17 protein-coding genes are annotated in these 18,462 nt (G+C 44.2%); 2 read left to right on the top strand and 15 right to left on the bottom strand.

The annotated features are described in order from the left end of the window. Nucleotides 1–12: 12 nt before the first annotated feature. The 4 genes from HC965_RS02365 to HC965_RS02350 form a co-directional block, all read right to left on the bottom strand. Entirely contained in the window at nucleotides 13–471 is a 459-nt protein-coding gene (locus HC965_RS02365; RefSeq protein ID WP_223854642.1) for a hypothetical protein, read from the bottom strand. Then, a complete protein-coding gene (locus HC965_RS02360) occupies nucleotides 468–800 on the bottom strand; it encodes a hypothetical protein (protein WP_191029919.1) in 333 nt (110 codons plus the stop codon). The genes HC965_RS02365 and HC965_RS02360 overlap by 4 nt, the downstream gene beginning before the upstream one ends. A gap of 4 nt (nucleotides 801–804) precedes the next feature. Next, complete coding sequence (locus HC965_RS02355) at nucleotides 805–1,347, bottom strand: RNA polymerase sigma factor (protein ID WP_191029918.1); 543 nt, start codon at nucleotides 1,345–1,347, stop codon at nucleotides 805–807. 200 nt (nucleotides 1,348–1,547) lie between these two features. Further along, a complete protein-coding gene (locus HC965_RS02350) occupies nucleotides 1,548–1,904 on the bottom strand; it encodes a hypothetical protein (protein ID WP_191029917.1) in 357 nt (118 codons plus the stop codon). Between the two features lie 390 nt (nucleotides 1,905–2,294). Between HC965_RS02350 and HC965_RS02345 the strand changes: the two genes are divergently transcribed. Beyond that, nucleotides 2,295–2,984, top strand: a complete 690-nt coding sequence (locus tag HC965_RS02345; protein ID WP_191029916.1) for a Crp/Fnr family transcriptional regulator — start codon at nucleotides 2,295–2,297, stop codon at nucleotides 2,982–2,984. A gap of 88 nt (nucleotides 2,985–3,072) precedes the next feature. Here the strand turns inward: HC965_RS02345 and HC965_RS02340 are convergent, their stop codons facing one another. From HC965_RS02340 to HC965_RS02305, 8 genes are all read right to left on the bottom strand, one after another. Further along, nucleotides 3,073–4,350 carry an alginate export family protein gene (locus HC965_RS02340; protein ID WP_191029915.1) on the bottom strand — a complete coding sequence of 426 codons (1,278 nt, stop codon included), beginning with the start codon at nucleotides 4,348–4,350 and terminating at the stop codon, nucleotides 3,073–3,075. A 7-nt stretch (nucleotides 4,351–4,357) separates the two neighbouring features. After that, on the bottom strand, nucleotides 4,358–5,149 hold the full coding sequence (locus tag HC965_RS02335) for a cytochrome c biogenesis protein (RefSeq protein WP_191029914.1): 792 nt from the start codon (nucleotides 5,147–5,149) through the stop codon (nucleotides 4,358–4,360). Then, nucleotides 5,146–6,390 (bottom strand): cytochrome c biogenesis protein ResB, encoded by a 1,245-nt coding sequence (locus HC965_RS02330; RefSeq protein ID WP_191029913.1) that lies wholly within the window; start codon nucleotides 6,388–6,390, stop codon nucleotides 5,146–5,148. Before HC965_RS02330 ends, HC965_RS02335 begins: the two co-directional genes overlap by 4 nt. A gap of 66 nt (nucleotides 6,391–6,456) precedes the next feature. Beyond that, complete coding sequence (gene nrfA / locus HC965_RS02325) at nucleotides 6,457–7,938, bottom strand: ammonia-forming cytochrome c nitrite reductase (RefSeq protein ID WP_191029912.1); 1,482 nt, start codon at nucleotides 7,936–7,938, stop codon at nucleotides 6,457–6,459. Between the two features lie 38 nt (nucleotides 7,939–7,976). Continuing rightward, nucleotides 7,977–8,573 carry a cytochrome c nitrite reductase small subunit gene (gene nrfH, locus HC965_RS02320; RefSeq protein ID WP_191029911.1) on the bottom strand — a complete coding sequence of 199 codons (597 nt, stop codon included), beginning with the start codon at nucleotides 8,571–8,573 and terminating at the stop codon, nucleotides 7,977–7,979. A 106-nt stretch (nucleotides 8,574–8,679) separates the two neighbouring features. Further along, a complete protein-coding gene (locus HC965_RS02315) occupies nucleotides 8,680–9,969 on the bottom strand; it encodes a TolC family protein (RefSeq protein ID WP_191029910.1) in 1,290 nt (429 codons plus the stop codon). Between the two features lie 21 nt (nucleotides 9,970–9,990). Then, nucleotides 9,991–13,113, bottom strand: a complete 3,123-nt coding sequence (locus tag HC965_RS02310; RefSeq protein ID WP_191029909.1) for an efflux RND transporter permease subunit — start codon at nucleotides 13,111–13,113, stop codon at nucleotides 9,991–9,993. Then, entirely contained in the window at nucleotides 13,110–14,138 is a 1,029-nt protein-coding gene (locus HC965_RS02305) for an efflux RND transporter periplasmic adaptor subunit (RefSeq protein WP_191029908.1), read from the bottom strand. Before HC965_RS02305 ends, HC965_RS02310 begins: the two co-directional genes overlap by 4 nt. A gap of 216 nt (nucleotides 14,139–14,354) precedes the next feature. On the opposite strand from HC965_RS02305, the gene HC965_RS02300 reads away from it, so the two are divergent. Further along, entirely contained in the window at nucleotides 14,355–15,251 is an 897-nt protein-coding gene (locus tag HC965_RS02300) for a helix-turn-helix domain-containing protein (protein WP_191029907.1), read from the top strand. Between the two features lie 149 nt (nucleotides 15,252–15,400). Here HC965_RS02300 and HC965_RS02295 read toward each other — a convergent pair whose 3' ends face one another. From HC965_RS02295 to HC965_RS02285, 3 genes are all read right to left on the bottom strand, one after another. After that, nucleotides 15,401–15,892: a DUF4625 domain-containing protein gene (locus HC965_RS02295; RefSeq protein WP_191029906.1), complete on the bottom strand. Its 492-nt coding sequence runs from the start codon at nucleotides 15,890–15,892 to the stop codon at nucleotides 15,401–15,403. Next, nucleotides 15,889–18,048, bottom strand: coding sequence for a TonB-dependent receptor (locus HC965_RS02290; protein WP_191029905.1), 2,160 nt, complete (start codon nucleotides 18,046–18,048; stop codon nucleotides 15,889–15,891). Before HC965_RS02290 ends, HC965_RS02295 begins: the two co-directional genes overlap by 4 nt. An 88-nt stretch (nucleotides 18,049–18,136) precedes the next feature. Continuing rightward, entirely contained in the window at nucleotides 18,137–18,451 is a 315-nt protein-coding gene (locus tag HC965_RS02285) for a hypothetical protein (RefSeq protein ID WP_191029904.1), read from the bottom strand. Nucleotides 18,452–18,462: the final 11 nt, after the last annotated feature.

Genomic DNA, 18,462 nt, shown 5'->3' with positions numbered 1-18,462 from the left:
TTAATCAAATTATTATTTTTGAGTTTTTCCCTTTTGAGAGCGATAATACAGACGGTTCATCATTCCCCTTTCCAATTTATAGACACATTCTATCTGCTTCTGTGTCAGAAATCTGCTGTATAGTACATAATACTTTTTTCTCAGGTCGAGTATCTTTTGGCTGTGGGCAAATCGCTCTTTTAACGCTTGTTCTGCCTCTGTATCTGTATGGTCCGAAGCTATTCTTTCGGGTCTGGGACCAAGTGCCCAGATTTCTTTTTGGAACTGACAAAAAGTTGCGATAAACTTTTCTGCGGTTGCGTCATCCATCTCTATTTCTTTTACGATATATTTAGCTTGTGTTTCGGCTAATTGTTCTCGCGTAATGCGTTGTCTACTATCCTTTTGGGCATAAGTGCTTACGCAAAAAGTGATCATTGCCATAGCAAACAAAAGAATTCTAAAAACACTTTTCATATTGATTCCTTTCATTTATTTATAAATAAATCGTCCTGATAGACGGTTAGTAAATAATCTTGGTCGGCGCTGCTCAGATTTAAGAAAGCTTGTTCAAACATCTCTAAATCGTCCGTCTTTTGATGACCGGGCAGAATATTGAAAACAAGCAACAACGTAATGCTTGCTGCCACAAGTCCGCCGGATATAGAATACCAAAGGCGGTAGTTCCGCTTGGGTTTCGACGGTATCACCTCCTCTTTTATAGTTTCCCATACATTCTTTTCAATATCGTCTAAAAAGCTTTCAGGTGCGGTATAGGGCATTCGTTTACCTATGCAGTTGAAATCAAACTTTTCTTTCATACGTCTAATTGTTTAAGTTCATATATTTGATTATCTTTTCTTTAGCAATATGATAGTTCGATTTTACATTCTCTGGGGTAGAGCCCGTAATCTCGGCAATCTCGTCATACCCCAATTCGTTATAGTATCGTAAGTTGAAAGCCAACTGCTGTTTGGTAGGTAATGCCAAAATAGCCTGTTGCAGCCTGACCGCTTCCAAGTCAGCATAATCTACATAATCGTCAGCCATCATACTGCTTAGTTCAACTAAAGAATCATCCAACGACACCCGGTCGTTTTGACGCTGATTCAGAATACGCAAAGCCTCATTAGTGGCAATCCGATAAATCCACGAACGGAAAGCACATTCACCTTTGAATTGCTTCAAAAAGCGAAATACTCGTACAAACACCTCCTGTGTTGCATCTTGCGCATCATCGTGCGACACCACCAGTCGCCTAATGTGCCAATATACCGTATCCATATACTTCGTCATCAGCAATCGGAATCCTTTTTCCGGATCTTTGACTATTATCGCTACCAACTCCCGATCATCCCTTATTCCCATAAACAGTAGGTTCTGATACCGCCACACATTCGACGGAAGAAAGGTTGAACAAGGTTGTGACAATTATCGGTTGCGCAACGACCAAACAATACCTGTGACGGTGATGGTGGTGAGGTGAACGCATGGTCACACACGATTGCATTAAGAACATAACGGTCACCCCTATAAACACTAATTTCCAGTTCTGTTTCATTACGCTATCATTTTTTTATATACACTTTCTTTTTTCCTTTGATAACAAATTGTATGGGTTTGTTCTTATCCATTGCAAAAGCGTTAAGCTCGGCTTCTGCCGAGACCTTACTAAGTTGTGTCATTTTTGCATACTGCCTGATGGAGAGGTATTCATGTGTCTCCAAGTAAGCCACCGCAAGCGCCAATCGCTCCCTTTGATTGAAGCGATTGCTGACGTGAGTTGTTACGTTAGGCCGATCCACAATAGTAACCACCCGATGCGGATGGCAATGCGAACGCCAACGTTGCGCATTTGCGGATCCGCAAAACAATGCCATCACAATTACCAGTATTCCTGTTTTCCATTTTTCTGTTGTATACATAGTTTTTTATATATAATTTCATTATACATTTATATTCCACGTACCTTTTCGTGAGCTCAGCTGAATGGTCGTTCTATATAAAAGACCTAGCCAAAATACAAAAGTAAAATTGAATCGATATTTTTGGCATATATTATTTGAATGTCGCTCTCATAACTCTATTATTTTAGTGGATAAAATCACTCGTTACAGAGCTATTCTTCAATACACAAATCGCAGTAAATCAGAGCAAGCACATCCAATATATTACTATTTTCGTCTCACTTTGTCCAAATTCGAAAGTTCGGCTATAATTATAGTCAGAACAAAACGACAACCTTCTTACACCCATCCGCCCATGTTTTCATTTTTTATCCTTATCTTTGTCCATGATACGAACAACAGGAAGCAATGAAAAAGATACAACTGACCGATTCGCATAAAGAAAAGCTATTTCAAATCCCTCTTTTCCGGGATTTACCAACAAATATCAAACATTCTTTGCTTGAAAAGTTAGAGTTTGTGGTCTATGCAGCGGAAAAGAAAGAGATAGTTGTAACGCAAGGTACGCCCTGCAATAAGCTGTATGTACTACTGGAAGGGAAACTTCGGACAGATATTATTGACGGATTAGGAAATGAAGTGATGATTGAATATATCATTGCGCCACGGACTTTTGCTACTCCGCACCTGTTCAATTCAGACAATACTTTACCGGCTACATTCACCGCTCTTGAAGACAGCATCGTGTTTATGGCGACTAAAGAGTCAACTTTCAAAGTCATCAGTCAAGACCCACAGGTATTACATAATTTTCTTTGTATTGCCGGTAATTGCAATATTTGTACTGTATCACGCCTAAAACCTCTTTCACGCAAAACGGTACGGGAGAGATTTATCGTCTACTTATACGAGCATAAGAAAAAGGATTCTTTGGTAGTGGATATTATGCATACCCAATCTCAGCTTGCCGAGTATTTGAATGTATCCCGTCCTGCTTTATCGAAAGAAATCAATAAGATGATTAAAGAAGGGCTTGTTACCATGGAAGGAAAGCGGGTGGAGATATTGAATAAAACGGCTTTAGAGAAGTTTCTATAATAGAAGATTTATAATAAAAATGTGGCGCAGCATAAAACTAATGTTTTAGGTTGCGCCACATTTTATTTTCAATGCTATTATCCTATATTTACCATTTTGTAAATAGCACCTTCGGATTGATATTCAATGATACCCACCCCCAATCTTGCCAGCTCTTATGATTTCCTGTTTTCACAGCATCCATTGTTTTTGTGCCAAGCATAAAAGAATATCCGGCTGAAAGTTTCACGTCCTTCATGATTGACCAATTGATTTGGTAATCGACTTCCGAACCTAATGATTTCTTTAGTTCGGGAAGTTTGACTGCCGTAGTGAAATAATGATAGTTCAACTCCATATCCACTTTGGAAGATGCACGGAACCGACCGCCGATACGAGCATCCATCAATCCCGGAGCGTAACCGTTGGCGAAAGTGGAAGCATAGAAGTAGTCCATTGCTCCGTAGAACTTATGGTGTGTACCATAAAGAGGGTCGAAAGCCTTGAACTTATCTCCCGTACCTTTATCCCCACTTAGATAATCGAAGCTCGCAACAACTCCCCAAGTCTTATCAAATGCATAGGCAGCTTGTACGCTTCCCATTAACGCAGAGACTTTCCGGGCAAATTTGTTTTTACCCATCTGATAGTAGAATGCACCGTTCAAATCCCAGCCGCTATCTTTATAAGTGAGGTAAGTGCCCATCGTTTGCAGGTATCGGGTATGCGAATCTTCTGTTGCCTTATCCCCTGTTTCCAGTCCGAGATTCATAAATAGCAAAGAAGCTCCGAAGGGGATATTGTCTGATTTATAATGATACCATACAGTTTGCATATTTTTGTAAGGCTGTCCTTTGGAAGAATCGTAATACGTACCGCCTGCTGTTTTTTCATCGTTCTGATTGAATGCAAGGATAAGATGCACTTCATTATTCTTGTTGGCATAACCAAGTTTCAATGCATCGTGATAACGCCCGGCTACATTCCAGTCCAGTCCGCCCAGGATTCGTTCATCATCATAAGATAACGTCTGACGACCTAGCTGTGCAAAGAATCCCTGCCCGAAATCTAATTTCGCCCATGCTTCATTTAAGATGAAACGACCATTTTTATCAATCTGCGGGTCTTGTCCCCAAACGCCGACATGCTGTGCCGACATCTTAATTTCCAAATCCGAACGCTTGTAATCCATAGACAAACGTGCCCGGTTGTTTATAAACGACGCGGCACTTTCCCCCTCATTACGGGGAGTCAAAGCTCCGTTCCGATACTCAGCACGGGGTCTGATTTGTACAGACATCGTAAATTCATTTTCCTTCTCCGTGTTTTGTGTGTATGCCATGCTTGGCAATAGCATAATGACTAATGACCAATAAAATGTTTTCATTGATATTTTAATTTAAGTTATAAGTGTGTACACTGATTCCTTGTGCGGACGGAAGATAATTGATTCCATACCAACACATCTGTAATAAGACAAACGATACTAACAAAATAATCAATGCCGGACGTGCCTTCAACGGCTTGCCCAATCTGAAATGAATATATACCAAATAGGCGAACCAGGTAGCTGCCGCCCAAGTTTCCTTCGGGTCCCAAGCCCAGTAATGTCCCCAGGCTTCCTTCGCCCAAATAGCTCCTGTAAGCATACCCAGTGTCATAAATGCCAGACCTACATAAGTGAGGTTGTCACATAAATCCATCTCTTTCCGTTCTATTTCTTTCTTCTTGAACCAAAGCAGATAGACGGCCATCACCGTTGCCGCTCCCAGCATGGCATACGCAAACATATACACAATGACATGAGGGGCAAACCACGGGCTCTGCAAAGCAGGCATCAAGGTTTTATTGTGAATCTCCGGTTTGAAGATATTGATACAAATAAACACCAGTGAAAGGATACAACTGAAACTAAGAATCCATTTATACTTCCAACGCACATAAGTTATCAATCCTGCCAACGGAAGGAAGAAAGAATACCATAGACGAGTCTCTCCCATCGTCCGCATCGGGGGACGTTCCAATGAAATCCACATTCCAATCATAAAACTGAAGAAGATGGCCAGTCCCAACAGCGTAAATCCGTAAGCCCACCCCGGCTTCGTTCCTTTCCAAGCTGCAAAAGCTCCGATAGCCCAACAAACCAAAGCGGCTATCGCAAATAGTATAAAGTAGTCCCAACTCATGCTTTCTCCTCCTCTTTCCTCTTTTGAGCATTCACGAATAGACAGATAGCTCCTGCCATCATCATAATAATTCCTGCATAAACAACCGGTAACCACGGGTCGCGAACCAGTTCGAAAACACTGACATCGCTCCATCGTCCTTTTGTCTCGTCATAACTAAGCTGATAGATTTTCCATCCTTCCACTTCCATCGGTCGGTTTACTTCGATAGTTCCTTCCGTTATCGTACCTTCCTGCGTGTAAATCTTCACTTCCGACGCAAACCGTTGCGGTTCCCGTTCCGGCATCACAAGACTGGTCAAAGAATCCAGGCGGATTGCCTTATAAGGAAAAAGAAAACTACCGCAGCTCACCCACCCTTCTTTCATCTGTTGATTCTTCTGATTAACAGCTTTCAGATACACGGCATAAGTAGCACCCATCGAATGAAATTCGGTAAACTTCAATGTATCCTCAGTAGCCACAGAAGCAGCCATCGGGATAGACTGTTTAATAGTCAGTTGCCAGTCCTGCAAGTTGCCGTCCGATACTCCTTCTTCCAATAATATATGTACCGGAGATTTTTCGGGAAGCGTGCGACCTGTCTCATTGTCAATCAACATCAGTTTCGGGGGATATTCGTCGATAGTGAAATCCTTCAGTTCAATAGCCAATGGGAGTTCTATCAACTGTCCTTTATCGTCGGTAGCCCGCCATTCGGCATTGCCCATCCGGGTAGTCATCTTCAAACGTTGCATATCGGCATTACCTAAAGTGGCAGCTATCAATGCAACAAACAATCCGATATGGTTGAGAAGGAACGAAAGCCGGCTCCACTTAAAAGGAAAGCTGGCACGAAGTATCGTCAGTCCCAATGCGGTAACCATCCAAAAGTAAAGCAGCACGAAAGGCCAGGACGCAATCATTTGCGAGAATCCCAGCAAATCCGTTGAAGCATTTGAAGCATGACCGGAAGGAGCTTGCCGGATAAGTCCCATTATCACCGTCATGCCGACCACCCACAACAAAGCGGAGACAGCAGCGGAATAATGACTTAACCATCCGAATAAATAAACACGTTTACGAAGAAGGTGCATGGCTATCAGGGCAATGATATAAACCACTAACACAATCACATTGACCGGACAGGCAAACAAATCCCAGTTAATGGCACCTACTGTCATTTGTAGCAATATGCCTATTATCAGTAATCCTGCGCCAATCGTCAGCCCTTCTTTATAACTCCACGGTTTGCTCCACATATATATATTCTTATACTTATCTTATATCTATCCTATATTTGTCCTATTCCTTATTTTATATTTGTTTTATATTTGCGCCAGCCGTCCATTTTCTTTCGCTTTCTCCAACCAGGCAGGAACAGTTGTTTTCAAGAACTTCTCTTTCGCAGCTCTTTCAGCGTCCATATCAAGACCAATGTATTCCTGGGCCTTTGCCTTCGTTGAGATGTCCGGCATCGGAACGTTGTCTGTATATCCGTTCTTCGCCAATACTTTGGATACGGCGAGACGAGCCTGCATAGCACGGTCGAGTCCGTGAGAAAGGATTCTCTGAATTTCCTGCGGTGCATGGAAAGAGCCGCCGTGTGAAGCCACTCCGAAGTCCCAACGCCACTGTGCCTGACGAATCAATGCAAGAACATCTTTCATTTGGTCGTCCGTAGCTCCTTTGTCCCAAGCAAATTTAGCTTCGATATGCGCTTTCGCCAATTCCTGTTCCAGGCGGTTGCGGATTTCGTTCGCTTTGCGCTGACGTTCGTAAACGTTATTGCGCAATGTCTCTTCACTCTCGCGGTGGCAAACCTGGCAAGTACGGTCAATCATAGCCAACGGGCTCTGAATATGATGGTCACTGAATTTCACGCCGCCTTCACTCTTATACGGCATATGACAATCTGCACACGAGACACCTCTCTGTCCGTGGATACCCATCTGACAAATTTCATAGTCGGGATGCTGTGCTTTCAGAATCGGCGTGCGGCTCAACTTATGGATATAATCATAGAAACCGGCCTCATCATAATAAGCTTCCATATCCTCTACCGTAAAACCTTTATCCCACGGGAACGTAAGGTATTTGCCATCACCTTTGAAGTAATATTCAACGTGACATTGCGCGCATACCAGCGAACGCATTTCCTGCGGAGTAGCTTTGGTGATGTCTTTTCCCTGACGTTGGAAAGCCTCTATCAGAGCCGGACGGCTGATATGGAGATTCATTGTTTCCGCGTCGTGGCAATCGGAACAACCAATCGGATTCACGATTTCAGCCCCCATCGCTCCCCACTTATTATTATAGAAAGAGTCTACGCCGATGGCTTCCATCATGCGGGGAACATCGGGACTCTTACAAGTCCAGCAAGTGGACGGCTGAGGGCCATCGGTCGGACTTGCGGGTGCTCCGGTACGGAGTGATGCCGTGATATCCTCAATGGCATGCATATGTCCGCGCGGAGTAGAATAATCCTTCGAGAAAGCATATCCGGCCCAAAGAATGACCATTTCGGGACGTTTCTCCAATGCGTCTACTGCTATATTTCCATTAAATTCGCTTTCAAAATCAGTCTTTGCCGTTTCAGTCCAAGTCTGATATTCACGGGGGAAATCATCTTTGAAGAGTTCGTTCCGCGCTTCAATTCCTTTGATGACGTTTTTGCGGTTATTGAAGATGCTGGCGACTTCCGCCCTACGCTCCATCAACGCAGAAACGCATAATCCCAAAACAAACACAACGACCATTGAACCTCCGAACAACAGCCATCCTTGCCATGATTTTAATTTCTTTTCCATTGTATATCGGTTTTATTATTTTATTACGTATTTCTTTTTTAATCTTTATTATTCACCATCTTCCGAAGCCATTCGGGAACGGGGGATTCGGGCAGAGGAACAATAGCTCCCGGAGTGCCTGACAAGGAATTCTTTCCGCCATGGGGAACATCCCGGTGGCAATCCCAGCAAGCCTTTCCCTCTCCTACCTGCGACAACATATAATCAATCTTCCCTGTCTTCACAAACTCGGTATTGAGCTGCGTATGACAGCGGATACAATTATTCATAATCACTTCGGAACTGGCTTCGTGAGCCTGAATGACCTGCGGCTCGCTTTTGGTGAGAAAGGCAGCTACGTGCTTCATGCCGTCTATACCTTTAAATGTCCATTTCTTCACAGCATTCTCATGCGGCACATGACAGTCATTGCAAGTAGCGTCCCGGGCATGCGAGCTATGAAACCAGGTCGCATAGTAAGGAGTCATGATATGACAATTCACACAGGCAGCCGGGTCGTCTCCCAGGTAAGTATGCGCACGAAGCATATACATGAACAATGTCCCTCCGCCCACAATAACGCCGCCAATGATGACAGCCGCTACCTTCCATTTATAAGAAGGAAAGAGTCGATTTATTATTGGTAACTTCATCATATGAAAAAGTATTTTTTACAAAAGTAAAGGTTTTGAAACAAAAAAGGTGTAATATCTATTACACCTTTCGAAAGAAAAAATACTCATCATGCAAAAAACGGAGAATCTATCGTCCCGTAGCCTGCAAATATTCCAGTTTCCTGATTTGATAGTGAGAATAAGCATCTACATACGCGTCCCTGCTTTGCTGAAACATCGACTGCGCGTCCAGTAAATCGCTCATGCTTGTAGTCCCCGCCTTGTAGTAATCCTCATTCAGTCTTAGATTCTCCGTAGCCTGCTCTATGGATTTCCGGGCAATCAGAATCTGTTTGTAGGAATCGTCTACGTCATTCCAGGCTTTCTGCATCTTAATCATCAGCAATTCTCCCGTATCGTCCCGCTCATATTCGGCGTACTTCAATTGCAGTTTCTGCCTTTTAATGGCATGGGAGCCACCCCACCAATTGGAGATAGGAATGGAAACGGTAGCAAAAGCGATGCCGAAAGGATGGGATTTATCCATCAGGTCGTCATACATATATCCTGCACCGATGGCTACCGTAGGAAGATTCTTTCCGATAGTCAGATTCTTCTGCAACCGGTTGGCTTCAACATTTTTCTCCAGCAGATGATATTCGGGGGTCAGTATTAACGAAGCGCGATGATTCCGGCGAAGCTGTTCGGGAAAAGCGGGAATATCTTCCACCGGAACATCTGTCTCTACTTCAAAATTATCACTGGCTTCCCCGATATATTGTGCCAATATCATCTTACTCAGGGATAACGCATTATCCAGCGTTATCTTCTTACTGGCCACATCATTCCTTTTCAATTCCACTTGGAGGAGTTCATTCCGTGTAGTCATTCCCGCCTTGACCGCCACGTCTACATCCTGAAACAAGCGGTTCAGCATCTTCTCTACGGCTGTCAGCGTATTCTGTTTTTCCTGCAACGTGACTACCTGCCAGTAATATTGCTCCGTTGTATAACTCACTTCGTTTTCAGACTGGCGCAACTGCAATTTGCCTATTTCAACGCTGACTTTTGCCAGTTTATTCGTATTTATAATCTGTCCCCCCGTGAATAAAGGCTGCGTGGCAGTGATACTGCCTACAATTCCATTCTTCAGCATAGACATTCCCATGCCGGGAGACAATTCCATTTCGAGCAACCCTTTGTTCGCGTTGAACCCTGCCCCTGTTGCTCCCACGGTGGGGAAATAATTGGTAAACGCTTCTTTCTTCGTCTGTTCCGCCGACTTCAAATCCGTTTGAGCCTTTTTCATCTTTATATTATGCGTCAATGCCATAGCCCGGCATTGCTCAAGTGTATATGTCTTTTGCGCACATAAAGGAAGCATCATGCATCCGCATAGTGCGAAAACCATTGTTTTCTTATACTTATCCTGTATCATCGTTTTCTATCCTTAGTTTAATTATTCCAATTCCAGTTTTGCAGACCGACTGCGTTTCTCACTTGTCCCGCTCATCATCAACCAGTAACATACCGGCATCACTGTCAGGATGAACATCATCGTTATCAGCGTGCCATAGAAAATGACAGTTCCCATCGGCATCCAAAGTCCGCTACCCCCCAATATCATCGGAATCACTCCCATCGAAGCGGCAACCGATGTCAGGAAGATGGGACGCATACGCCGTTGTGCCGAATGGTAGATAGCCTGATGTGCCGTCATCCGTTCATTATTACGGAGTTCTTCGGCGTAGTCAATCATGATAATACCGTTACGTACAAGGATTCCCATCAGGCTGACAATTCCCAACACACAGGTCATACTGAGGTCAACTCCCTGTATCAATATGCCGACAGCCGTTCCGAACAGGCAGAGCGAAAGGCATACGAGCATCATAACAGCCGTACTTATGCGTTTGAAATGCCATAGAAGAATGAAAAAGATAATAATGATAGCGATGCAAAGTCCCGCTATAATATCGGGCATCCGTTCTTCATTATCTTCCAGTTCACCACCATAGGTCAGTGTTATGTTTTCCGGCATGGATAATCCGGACAGTTTCTCCTGCACCTTAGCCGTTGCATCCATCACATTGACTCCTCTGCCGACTTCCGCCATCACTGTAATGGTACGGATTCCGTTGCGACGTACAATTTGCCCGTCATTCCATACGGGAACAATCTTCGCTATCTGACGTAAAGGAACGGTTGCCAGTCCGCCGGACGCGGCTATCCGTTCATTTCCGAGGTCTTCATAGCGGGTAGAATCCGCTTTCGTACTTTTCAGCACGATGTTGATGTCATAATCACCTTCCCAAACAGTGGTGACAGGGAAACCGTTTCCATAACGCATGGCAAGCGTTGTTTCCAAAGAGGTATTCGTGATTCCCAAACGAATGGATTCATCTTCATCCAACTCAATCCGGGTAGCTGCCAACGGTTCATTAAAGTTGGTACGCACCAATTCCAGTTCAGGCATTGTACGCAATATTTCCACAATCTTGTCGGCTTCATTTTTCAATAGAGAAAGGCTGTCGCCGCTTATCCGCACTTCGACAGGATTTACCGCTTCACTATACCCCAACTGCTTAAACCGCACTACGGCTTCCGGGAAATAAGTCGAATAGCGGGGCGTGTACTCATCCAGTACTTCTACCGTAGCGTCAATTCCGGTAGTATTCACGATGAACTGTGCAAAATTACTTCCACCCATCTGCGGAGCATACGAGTTCTGAAAACGGGGCGAGGAAGTCCCTTTAAAAGAAGCTACCGACACTACCCGTTCGTCTCGGCGAAGAATATGCTCCAGGCTATCTGCTATCTGTGTCGTTTTCTCCACAGCCGTACCGGTCGGCATATAAATCTCTACGGCAAACTGGTCGCGTTCTGCTGTCGGCATCAACTTCTGCGGAAGGCAACCCATCAATATCACACCTGCAATGACGGACAATCCTCCTACTCCGATTGTCACCCGGGGATATGCGAAACATTTATCCAGTAGCCAGTTGTATCCGTTCTGCAAGATATCCAGGAAAGAGAATTTCTTTTTTCCGCCCACCGGAAGCTCACTTTCCACCGGTTTCCGGATAAAGTAGAACTGCATGAAGGGAACTAATAGTTCGGCCACCAGTAATGAAATCATCAATACCAATGTAACAGCCCACGGGAAACTCAGCAGGAAGTCATGTATCATTCCCTTCATCGTAAACAAGAACGGGAAGAAGGTAATACTGATAGCCAAAGTTGCCGAAAAGATAGACTTGAAGAAATGGGTGGCACTCTCGATAGAAGCATGCCAACGGGACATTCCTTCGGATATCTTTTCCAGGTAACTGTCTATTATCACGATAGAATTGTCCACAATCATTCCTAATGTGACAATCAATGCCGCCAATGTAACCGTATTCAGTTCGATGCCGAAAGCATAGAATAATCCCAATGAGATAAATACAGTGATGGGGATGGTGGATGCTGCCACCATTGCCACTCTGAACGGCATTAATAGCATCACTACCATAATCACAGCCACAACGGCAATCATCAATTCTTTCAGAAAAGTAGCTACGCTGTCATCCACCACCTTACTTTGGTCGGTAATCTTGAACAGTTGCACATCCGATGGCAACGTCTTCTCGTATTCTTCCAACACTTCTTTTACGTCATTTCCCATTTGGACGATATTCTTGCCTTTCTTCATTTCAACACTAAGAAGCAGGCATTTTTTTCCGTTGTTGGTGATGGACGATTCTTGTGCGGGATATTCCCTTACCACTTTGACTACATCTTTCAACCGGACGGTATTTCCGTCCGTATCGGAATAAACAATCATTTCCTGTACATCACGCAGGGTATTCAAGGATTTGCCGATGTAGACGGGGGAAACATAATCTTGTGTTTTCACTCGTCCAGCAGTGGTGGTGAATCCTTTCGTAAACAGTGACATGGCAAGTGTCTGGTCATTGATGCCGTAATGAGACAGACGTTCGCTATCCAAATAAATAGAAATCTGTTCCTGCTGCATACCATACGTATTCAGCCGTCCTACGCTTTCTATTCTCCGAAGTCGGTCTTTCAATCCGTCCATATAGGTATCCAGTTCGCGGTAGGTTTTCTCCTCGCTCTCCATCGTAATCAGTAAAGCTGATGTGTCGCCAAAATCATCCATGACCTGCAAACCAAGTACTCCTTGCGGCAGTTCGCTTTTAAATTGTCCGACTCCGTGCTTGAACTTGCTCCAAAATTCATCCTTATTATTCAGTTCATCATTCAACTCCACCTGTATGACGACCATTCCATCCTTACAGGTAGAATGGGTTTTGCTTTTCTTCACCTCTTTATAACTGAATATATAGTTCTCCAAAGGTTTGGCTACCTGTTCTTCCACTTCAGCGGCAGTGGCTCCCGGATACACAGCTACCACAATTCCCTGCCGGATGGTGAAATCAGGAAATTCATTCTTTTTCATCTCAGACAGTCCGAAGACTCCGAATGCCATCAGGCAACAGGTTATCAGGATGACAATCTGCCGGTAATGCATCGCCCATTCTACCAGGCTGCGCTTCTTTATCTTTAGTTCCTTTTTCATCTTTCTGTTGTAATCGGCGTTTGTACACTCACTTTCTGTTGTCCTTCAATTATTACTTCTTCGCCGGAAGCGAGTCCACTCTTAACCACCACTCCCCGGTTCGTTAGTTCTCCTGTCTGTATCATTCTCTTTTCGGCTCTCCCTTGTGTGTTCACCCATACAAACGAGCGGTTGCTCTCGTCCAACTGTACGACTTGAACGGGCAGTATAAAAGCGGTCGCTTCGCTTTCTGACTTATCAATATGCATTTGACAAATCATCCCCGGCATCAATATTTGTTCGGGATTGTCTATCAGGACTTTCACTTCATATGAACGGGATAATGCATGGGCCGCTATGCCTTTCTCGATAATCTTACCTTCGAACATCCGGTTTTCCAGTGCAGCGACCATAATCCGGGCGGTTTGTCCAATCTTGATTTGTGCTATCTCATTCTCGGGAACGGCTACTTTGACTTTCACCTGCTGAATGGTAACCAGTTTAACAACCGGCATCCCAGGCATTACGTTCTGTCCGGTTTCCACATTCTTCTCTGAAATAATACCGCTAAATGGTGCTGTCAACCGGCAGTCGGACAGGTTCTTCCTGGCTATTTGTTCAGAGGCTGCGGCTTGTTTCAGATTGCTTTGGGCTTCCACCCATTGTATTTCCGGCAGGCTGCCATTGTCGTGCAATTGTTTCAGTCGCTGCCAGGCATCTTCCGCCTGGGTAAGCAGAGCGACGGATGCATTATACGTATTTTGTAAAGTCACCTCATCTACAGCAGCAATAAGTGCTCCTTTCGCAACCCGCTGACCGACGGTTACTGCTATTGTCCCGACAGTTCCGCCTACCGGAAAACTCAATGTGGAGCCTGTCATTTCTTCGACTGTTCCCGAAAATCCTTGTGTTCCGTTTATCGGATGTTCTTCCACTGTCAGTACTTTCACCTTCACAGGTTCTACTGTTGTCGTCTCTCCCGTTTGCTTGCATCCTGTTACCAGCGTGCCTAGCAATAATGTCGCCAAATAATACTTTTGTTTCATTTTTCTTTTCATTTACTGATTACATAATTTTCTTTTTCCGGCTGCGAAGGTGTATATTTTCCGGACAGTAGCAGTGTTCCCTAAAAACCCGGAAGTGTCCTATTTTTCGTCACATATACCAAAATGAGAGAAATAGAACACTATTCATTCCCGAAAGGACACTACCTATCTTGAATTAATGACCATCTTTGCACCGAACAAAGTAAAAAAGGAACAATGAGAGTAATTGAGAATAACAACATCCGTGAAGTAAGCATGGACAACATCAAAGATGAAGAAATGCTGAACTATATTGACGGAGACATCGCCATGGCAGACGATATAAAGGAGTTACCTTACGACGAGAATAATACCATCAAGTTGAGTATGGTAGTGGTCATCATGTGCACTCAGGGAAAACTCCAATTGGATGTCAACGGGAATACATATGTCATCCATGAGAACGACTTGTTATTTTGCCGTCCTAATATATTGCTCAATAATTATATGATTAGTCCCGATTTTGAAGGTAAAATGCTGGGGCTTTCCGAACGTATCATCCAACAGTTGCTTCACAACGGCAAGCATATTTGGAACAAGGCATTCTATATCAGCAAAAATCCGATTGTGCATTTGGAAGAGGATAGCCGGCAAATCTTCGGATATTATTATGAACTGATGAAGATTAAAGTCAATCAATCACCACATTTATATCATAAAGAAGTGATGTATTCTTTTATTCAGGCTGCGCTTTACGAAATTTGCGCGTATTTGGATAAGTTTATCACTTCTTCCGAGGATGATTTAATGAGGCAGGGAGATATTTTATTCAGAAACTTTCTCAAGTTATTGGAACGGAATAAAGGGAAGGAACGTGCAGTATCCCAGTATGCAAAGGAGTTATGCGTGACACCTAAATATCTGTCATACACTTGCAAGACGGTCAGCAAAAAGACGGCGTTGAAATGGATACATGAATATACGACGGAGAATATCAGGTATATGCTGAAACATTCGGATAAATCTATTAAGGAAATCTCTGACGAGATGAATTTTCCGAATATCTCTTTCTTCGGAAAGTATGTGAGGGCGCATTTCGGTATGTCGCCGAGAGAGGTGCGGAAGAATATGTAAGATGGAGCTTTTCTGACAGAAGAACAAAAGAACAAATTTTCCATGCAGGTTTTTCTGCACTTCGTTTCTTCTTTTGTCCTTTTGTTCTCTTGTCTAAAAAAAGCTAGTTCATGGCTTGCTTATTATGCATCTCATTCGCCTAGGCATTTTTATTCGTCGTGATGATGGTCTTCATCTTCCACGTCGTTGCTCAATTTGATATTGCGGGCGACATAAGATTCATTACCTGCGGCATCCGTACAATAGACCATCAGATGATAATCTCCCGGAGTCGCATTGGCGGGTATCATAATGTCGTGATGATGAATATGCGCCGTTTTCTGTCCGGAAATATCATAGGACTTATTGAAACTGAAATTTACGGTTTCTTCGGCAGCCCTGCTATTACGACCGTGTGGATGGTGGTCAAAGTTATTGTGTATCTCAATCTTATAGGATTTCAACATGACGTCATCCGACAAATCCAGTTCAAAATGCACTCCGTGTTCATTTCCGATTTCCAGGGCTTGCCCTTCTTCCGGTTCGTGAAGTTCAATCAACGGTTTGGTAGTATCGCTGGAGTCGTCGTTATCACAAGAGAAAAACACGAAAGTCGACATTGCCAAAATGGCAATCATTGGGAGATAAAATTTATTTTTCATTTCAATAATTTTTTAAATGGAATTTTGATTAATAACTGAAAGTTTCGTCCCGGTTCGGGGATTTCAACTTTCCTGTAAAAACTTAGATGATTGTAATATCGGGTATTGAAGATATTACGGGCGGTCAGGGTTATTTCTATTTCCTTGTTTCCGCCAATCGGGATGTTCAGTGAACCGCCCAAATGAAACAGGTTTGCGCCGGATGTACGGTCTTCGTTACGGTCTACACGGTTTTGCCGGGCGATACTTTGCCATTCGCCATAAAGCATATAGCGTTTATACTGCCAGGTCAGTGTATTCCGCATACCCGGTGGCGGAGAGAAACTCAACGGGATATGTTCGTCACAATTATAGGTGTAAACGTATTCGGCGGAGATGCGATAATTGAAGTTGCGTAGAAAACGAACGTCTATCGTAGCTTCCGTTCCCGCGAATAAGGCTTCTGCTCCGGTGTAGCGGTAGATTTGCCCGGCATGGGGCAATACAGACCATTCTCCGGTAGGCCGCAGGAAGATATAGTTGCTGAACCAACTGACAAAGGGGGAAACGGAAAAAGAGATTCCCCGGTAATTCAGATGATAAGAAGCATCCAGTTGCCAGCCTTGTTCGGACTTTAAATTTGCGTCTCCCTGCTCATGGCGGAAAGTTCCGTGATGCACACCGTTGGCGGCCAACTCGTTCGCACCGGGCAGACGGAAGCTGCGTCCGACATTTACCTTTATCAGATGCTTGTCAGATGGCGTCCAAACGAGCCCAAGAGAGAAAGAGTAATCGCCGAAGTCTTTTTTCACTGCGTGGCTGTTCCACTTATAGAAGTCTATCTGTTCCTGCTCATATCCTTGTTTCTGAAGATAATCGGCAAGATAGGCGTCTTCATGCGAGGAGATGTCGATATGTCCGTAGTCATATCGCGCTCCTCCGCTAATGGAGAGGACATTATTAGGTCTATAAGTCGTAAGCCAAAGCAATCCCGTAGTGGAACGATGGTATTCGGGCAGCAAGAAGGAATAACCGGAAATGTCGTTCCGTTGATGCTGTCCGTCCCATCCCAGCGTATGTTCCCATGAGGAAGAGCCGACAAAGCGAGCTTTTACCGAAGCGCTGTAAGTGTTCAGGTTGAAAGCCAGTTCCTTGTCCGGGTCTTTCTCCGGTGCAGACTGCGAGCCGTAGTGAGTATGGAAGGCGCTCCATTCTTCACGGTGGTTGTTTTGGAAGCCCAAATCGCCTGACAGGATTAGTTTCTCCCATGCGTATTGTTGATGGGTAGTCACTTTCAGATGATTTACCTTGCTATATGGCAATTCAATATTACGACTGTCGCCATCGTCTTCTACGCGGGATGCATCGGGCACACCATGTGCTCCCGGAAAGAACCCTGTCTTTTGATATACATTGCTTACGGAGAAATTCGCTTTATATCCTTTTTGCTGATATTGGGTGAAGAATCCGATGTTGCGTTCGATACCTGCTGTGTTCTTTAGCTTGCGTCCGTAGACGGGCATTTTTTGCGTGAGGTAGACAATGGTATCCGCAGGGATACGATAGTCTCCGAAGTGCTGTTCGGAGTAGCGGATATGGGAGTACCAGGCATTCTTCCTGATTCCCAGCATCAGTGAGCCGCCTATCGTTCCGTTGACGGATTTACCCAGGAGTGTGACGTCACCGAATATGCTGTTATCAGCAGGGACAGGTGGCGGGGTTATATCAATCACTCCGCCCATCGCATCGCTGCCGTATAGCAGTGAAGCCGGGCCTTTCAGCACATTGACCGCTTCAATATTGAAAGCATCCAGTTCCAGTCCGTGGTCGGCTCCCCATTGTTGTCCTTCCTGCTTGACGCCATTCTCCAATACGGCAATCCGGTTGAATCCCATTCCGCGAATCATCGGTTTGGAGAAACCGGAACCGATATCCATCGCTTGTACGCCGGGAATATTCTCCATCGCCTGCATGAAGTTTCCTGTAAAATGTTTGCGCAGAAAATCCTGAGTTACCACTTCAACCGTGAGCGCAGACTTCTTGGCTTGACGTTGCTGGTACGTTTCGGTCACCACAACATCAGGCAAAAGCATGCTCTTGATTGAATCGGACTTCTGTGCGTGGACGGGTAAGGCTACAAATAACCCTAGTACGCCCGAAATTACTCCGATACGCATCAATTACAATCTTTATTTAATGTGTAAAACGAATGTGAGGACAGGCTGAATGTCAACCTATCTTCATTAAAAATGTCTGATTATGGATTCAAGCGACGGGTGGTCCGCGTAAACGATGCGAATAAGTCCGTTTGCAAACGACCTTATCCTGATAAATAATCGGCTCGTAGGGCACGAGCGTCAATGTACAATGAAATTCTACCGGTGCGGGTTCAGTAAAGAAAGAAAGGGAATATTGGCATATCGCACAATCATCGGATGATTTGTGAGAATGCTTTGCATGGGAGCACGACTTTTCATCCTCGCTTCCATGATAGTGAAAGGTCTTCACTACAAAGAAGGGGATGAATGTCATGAATAACATCCATGCTATATATACCCTTATATTTTTCTTCTGATACATTCTCCCTCTAT

This window comes from Bacteroides sp. GM023 (assembly GCF_014750685.1).
Lineage (GTDB): Bacteria > Bacteroidota > Bacteroidia > Bacteroidales > Bacteroidaceae > Bacteroides.
This window is presented reverse-complemented; position numbering and strand designations above follow the sequence as displayed.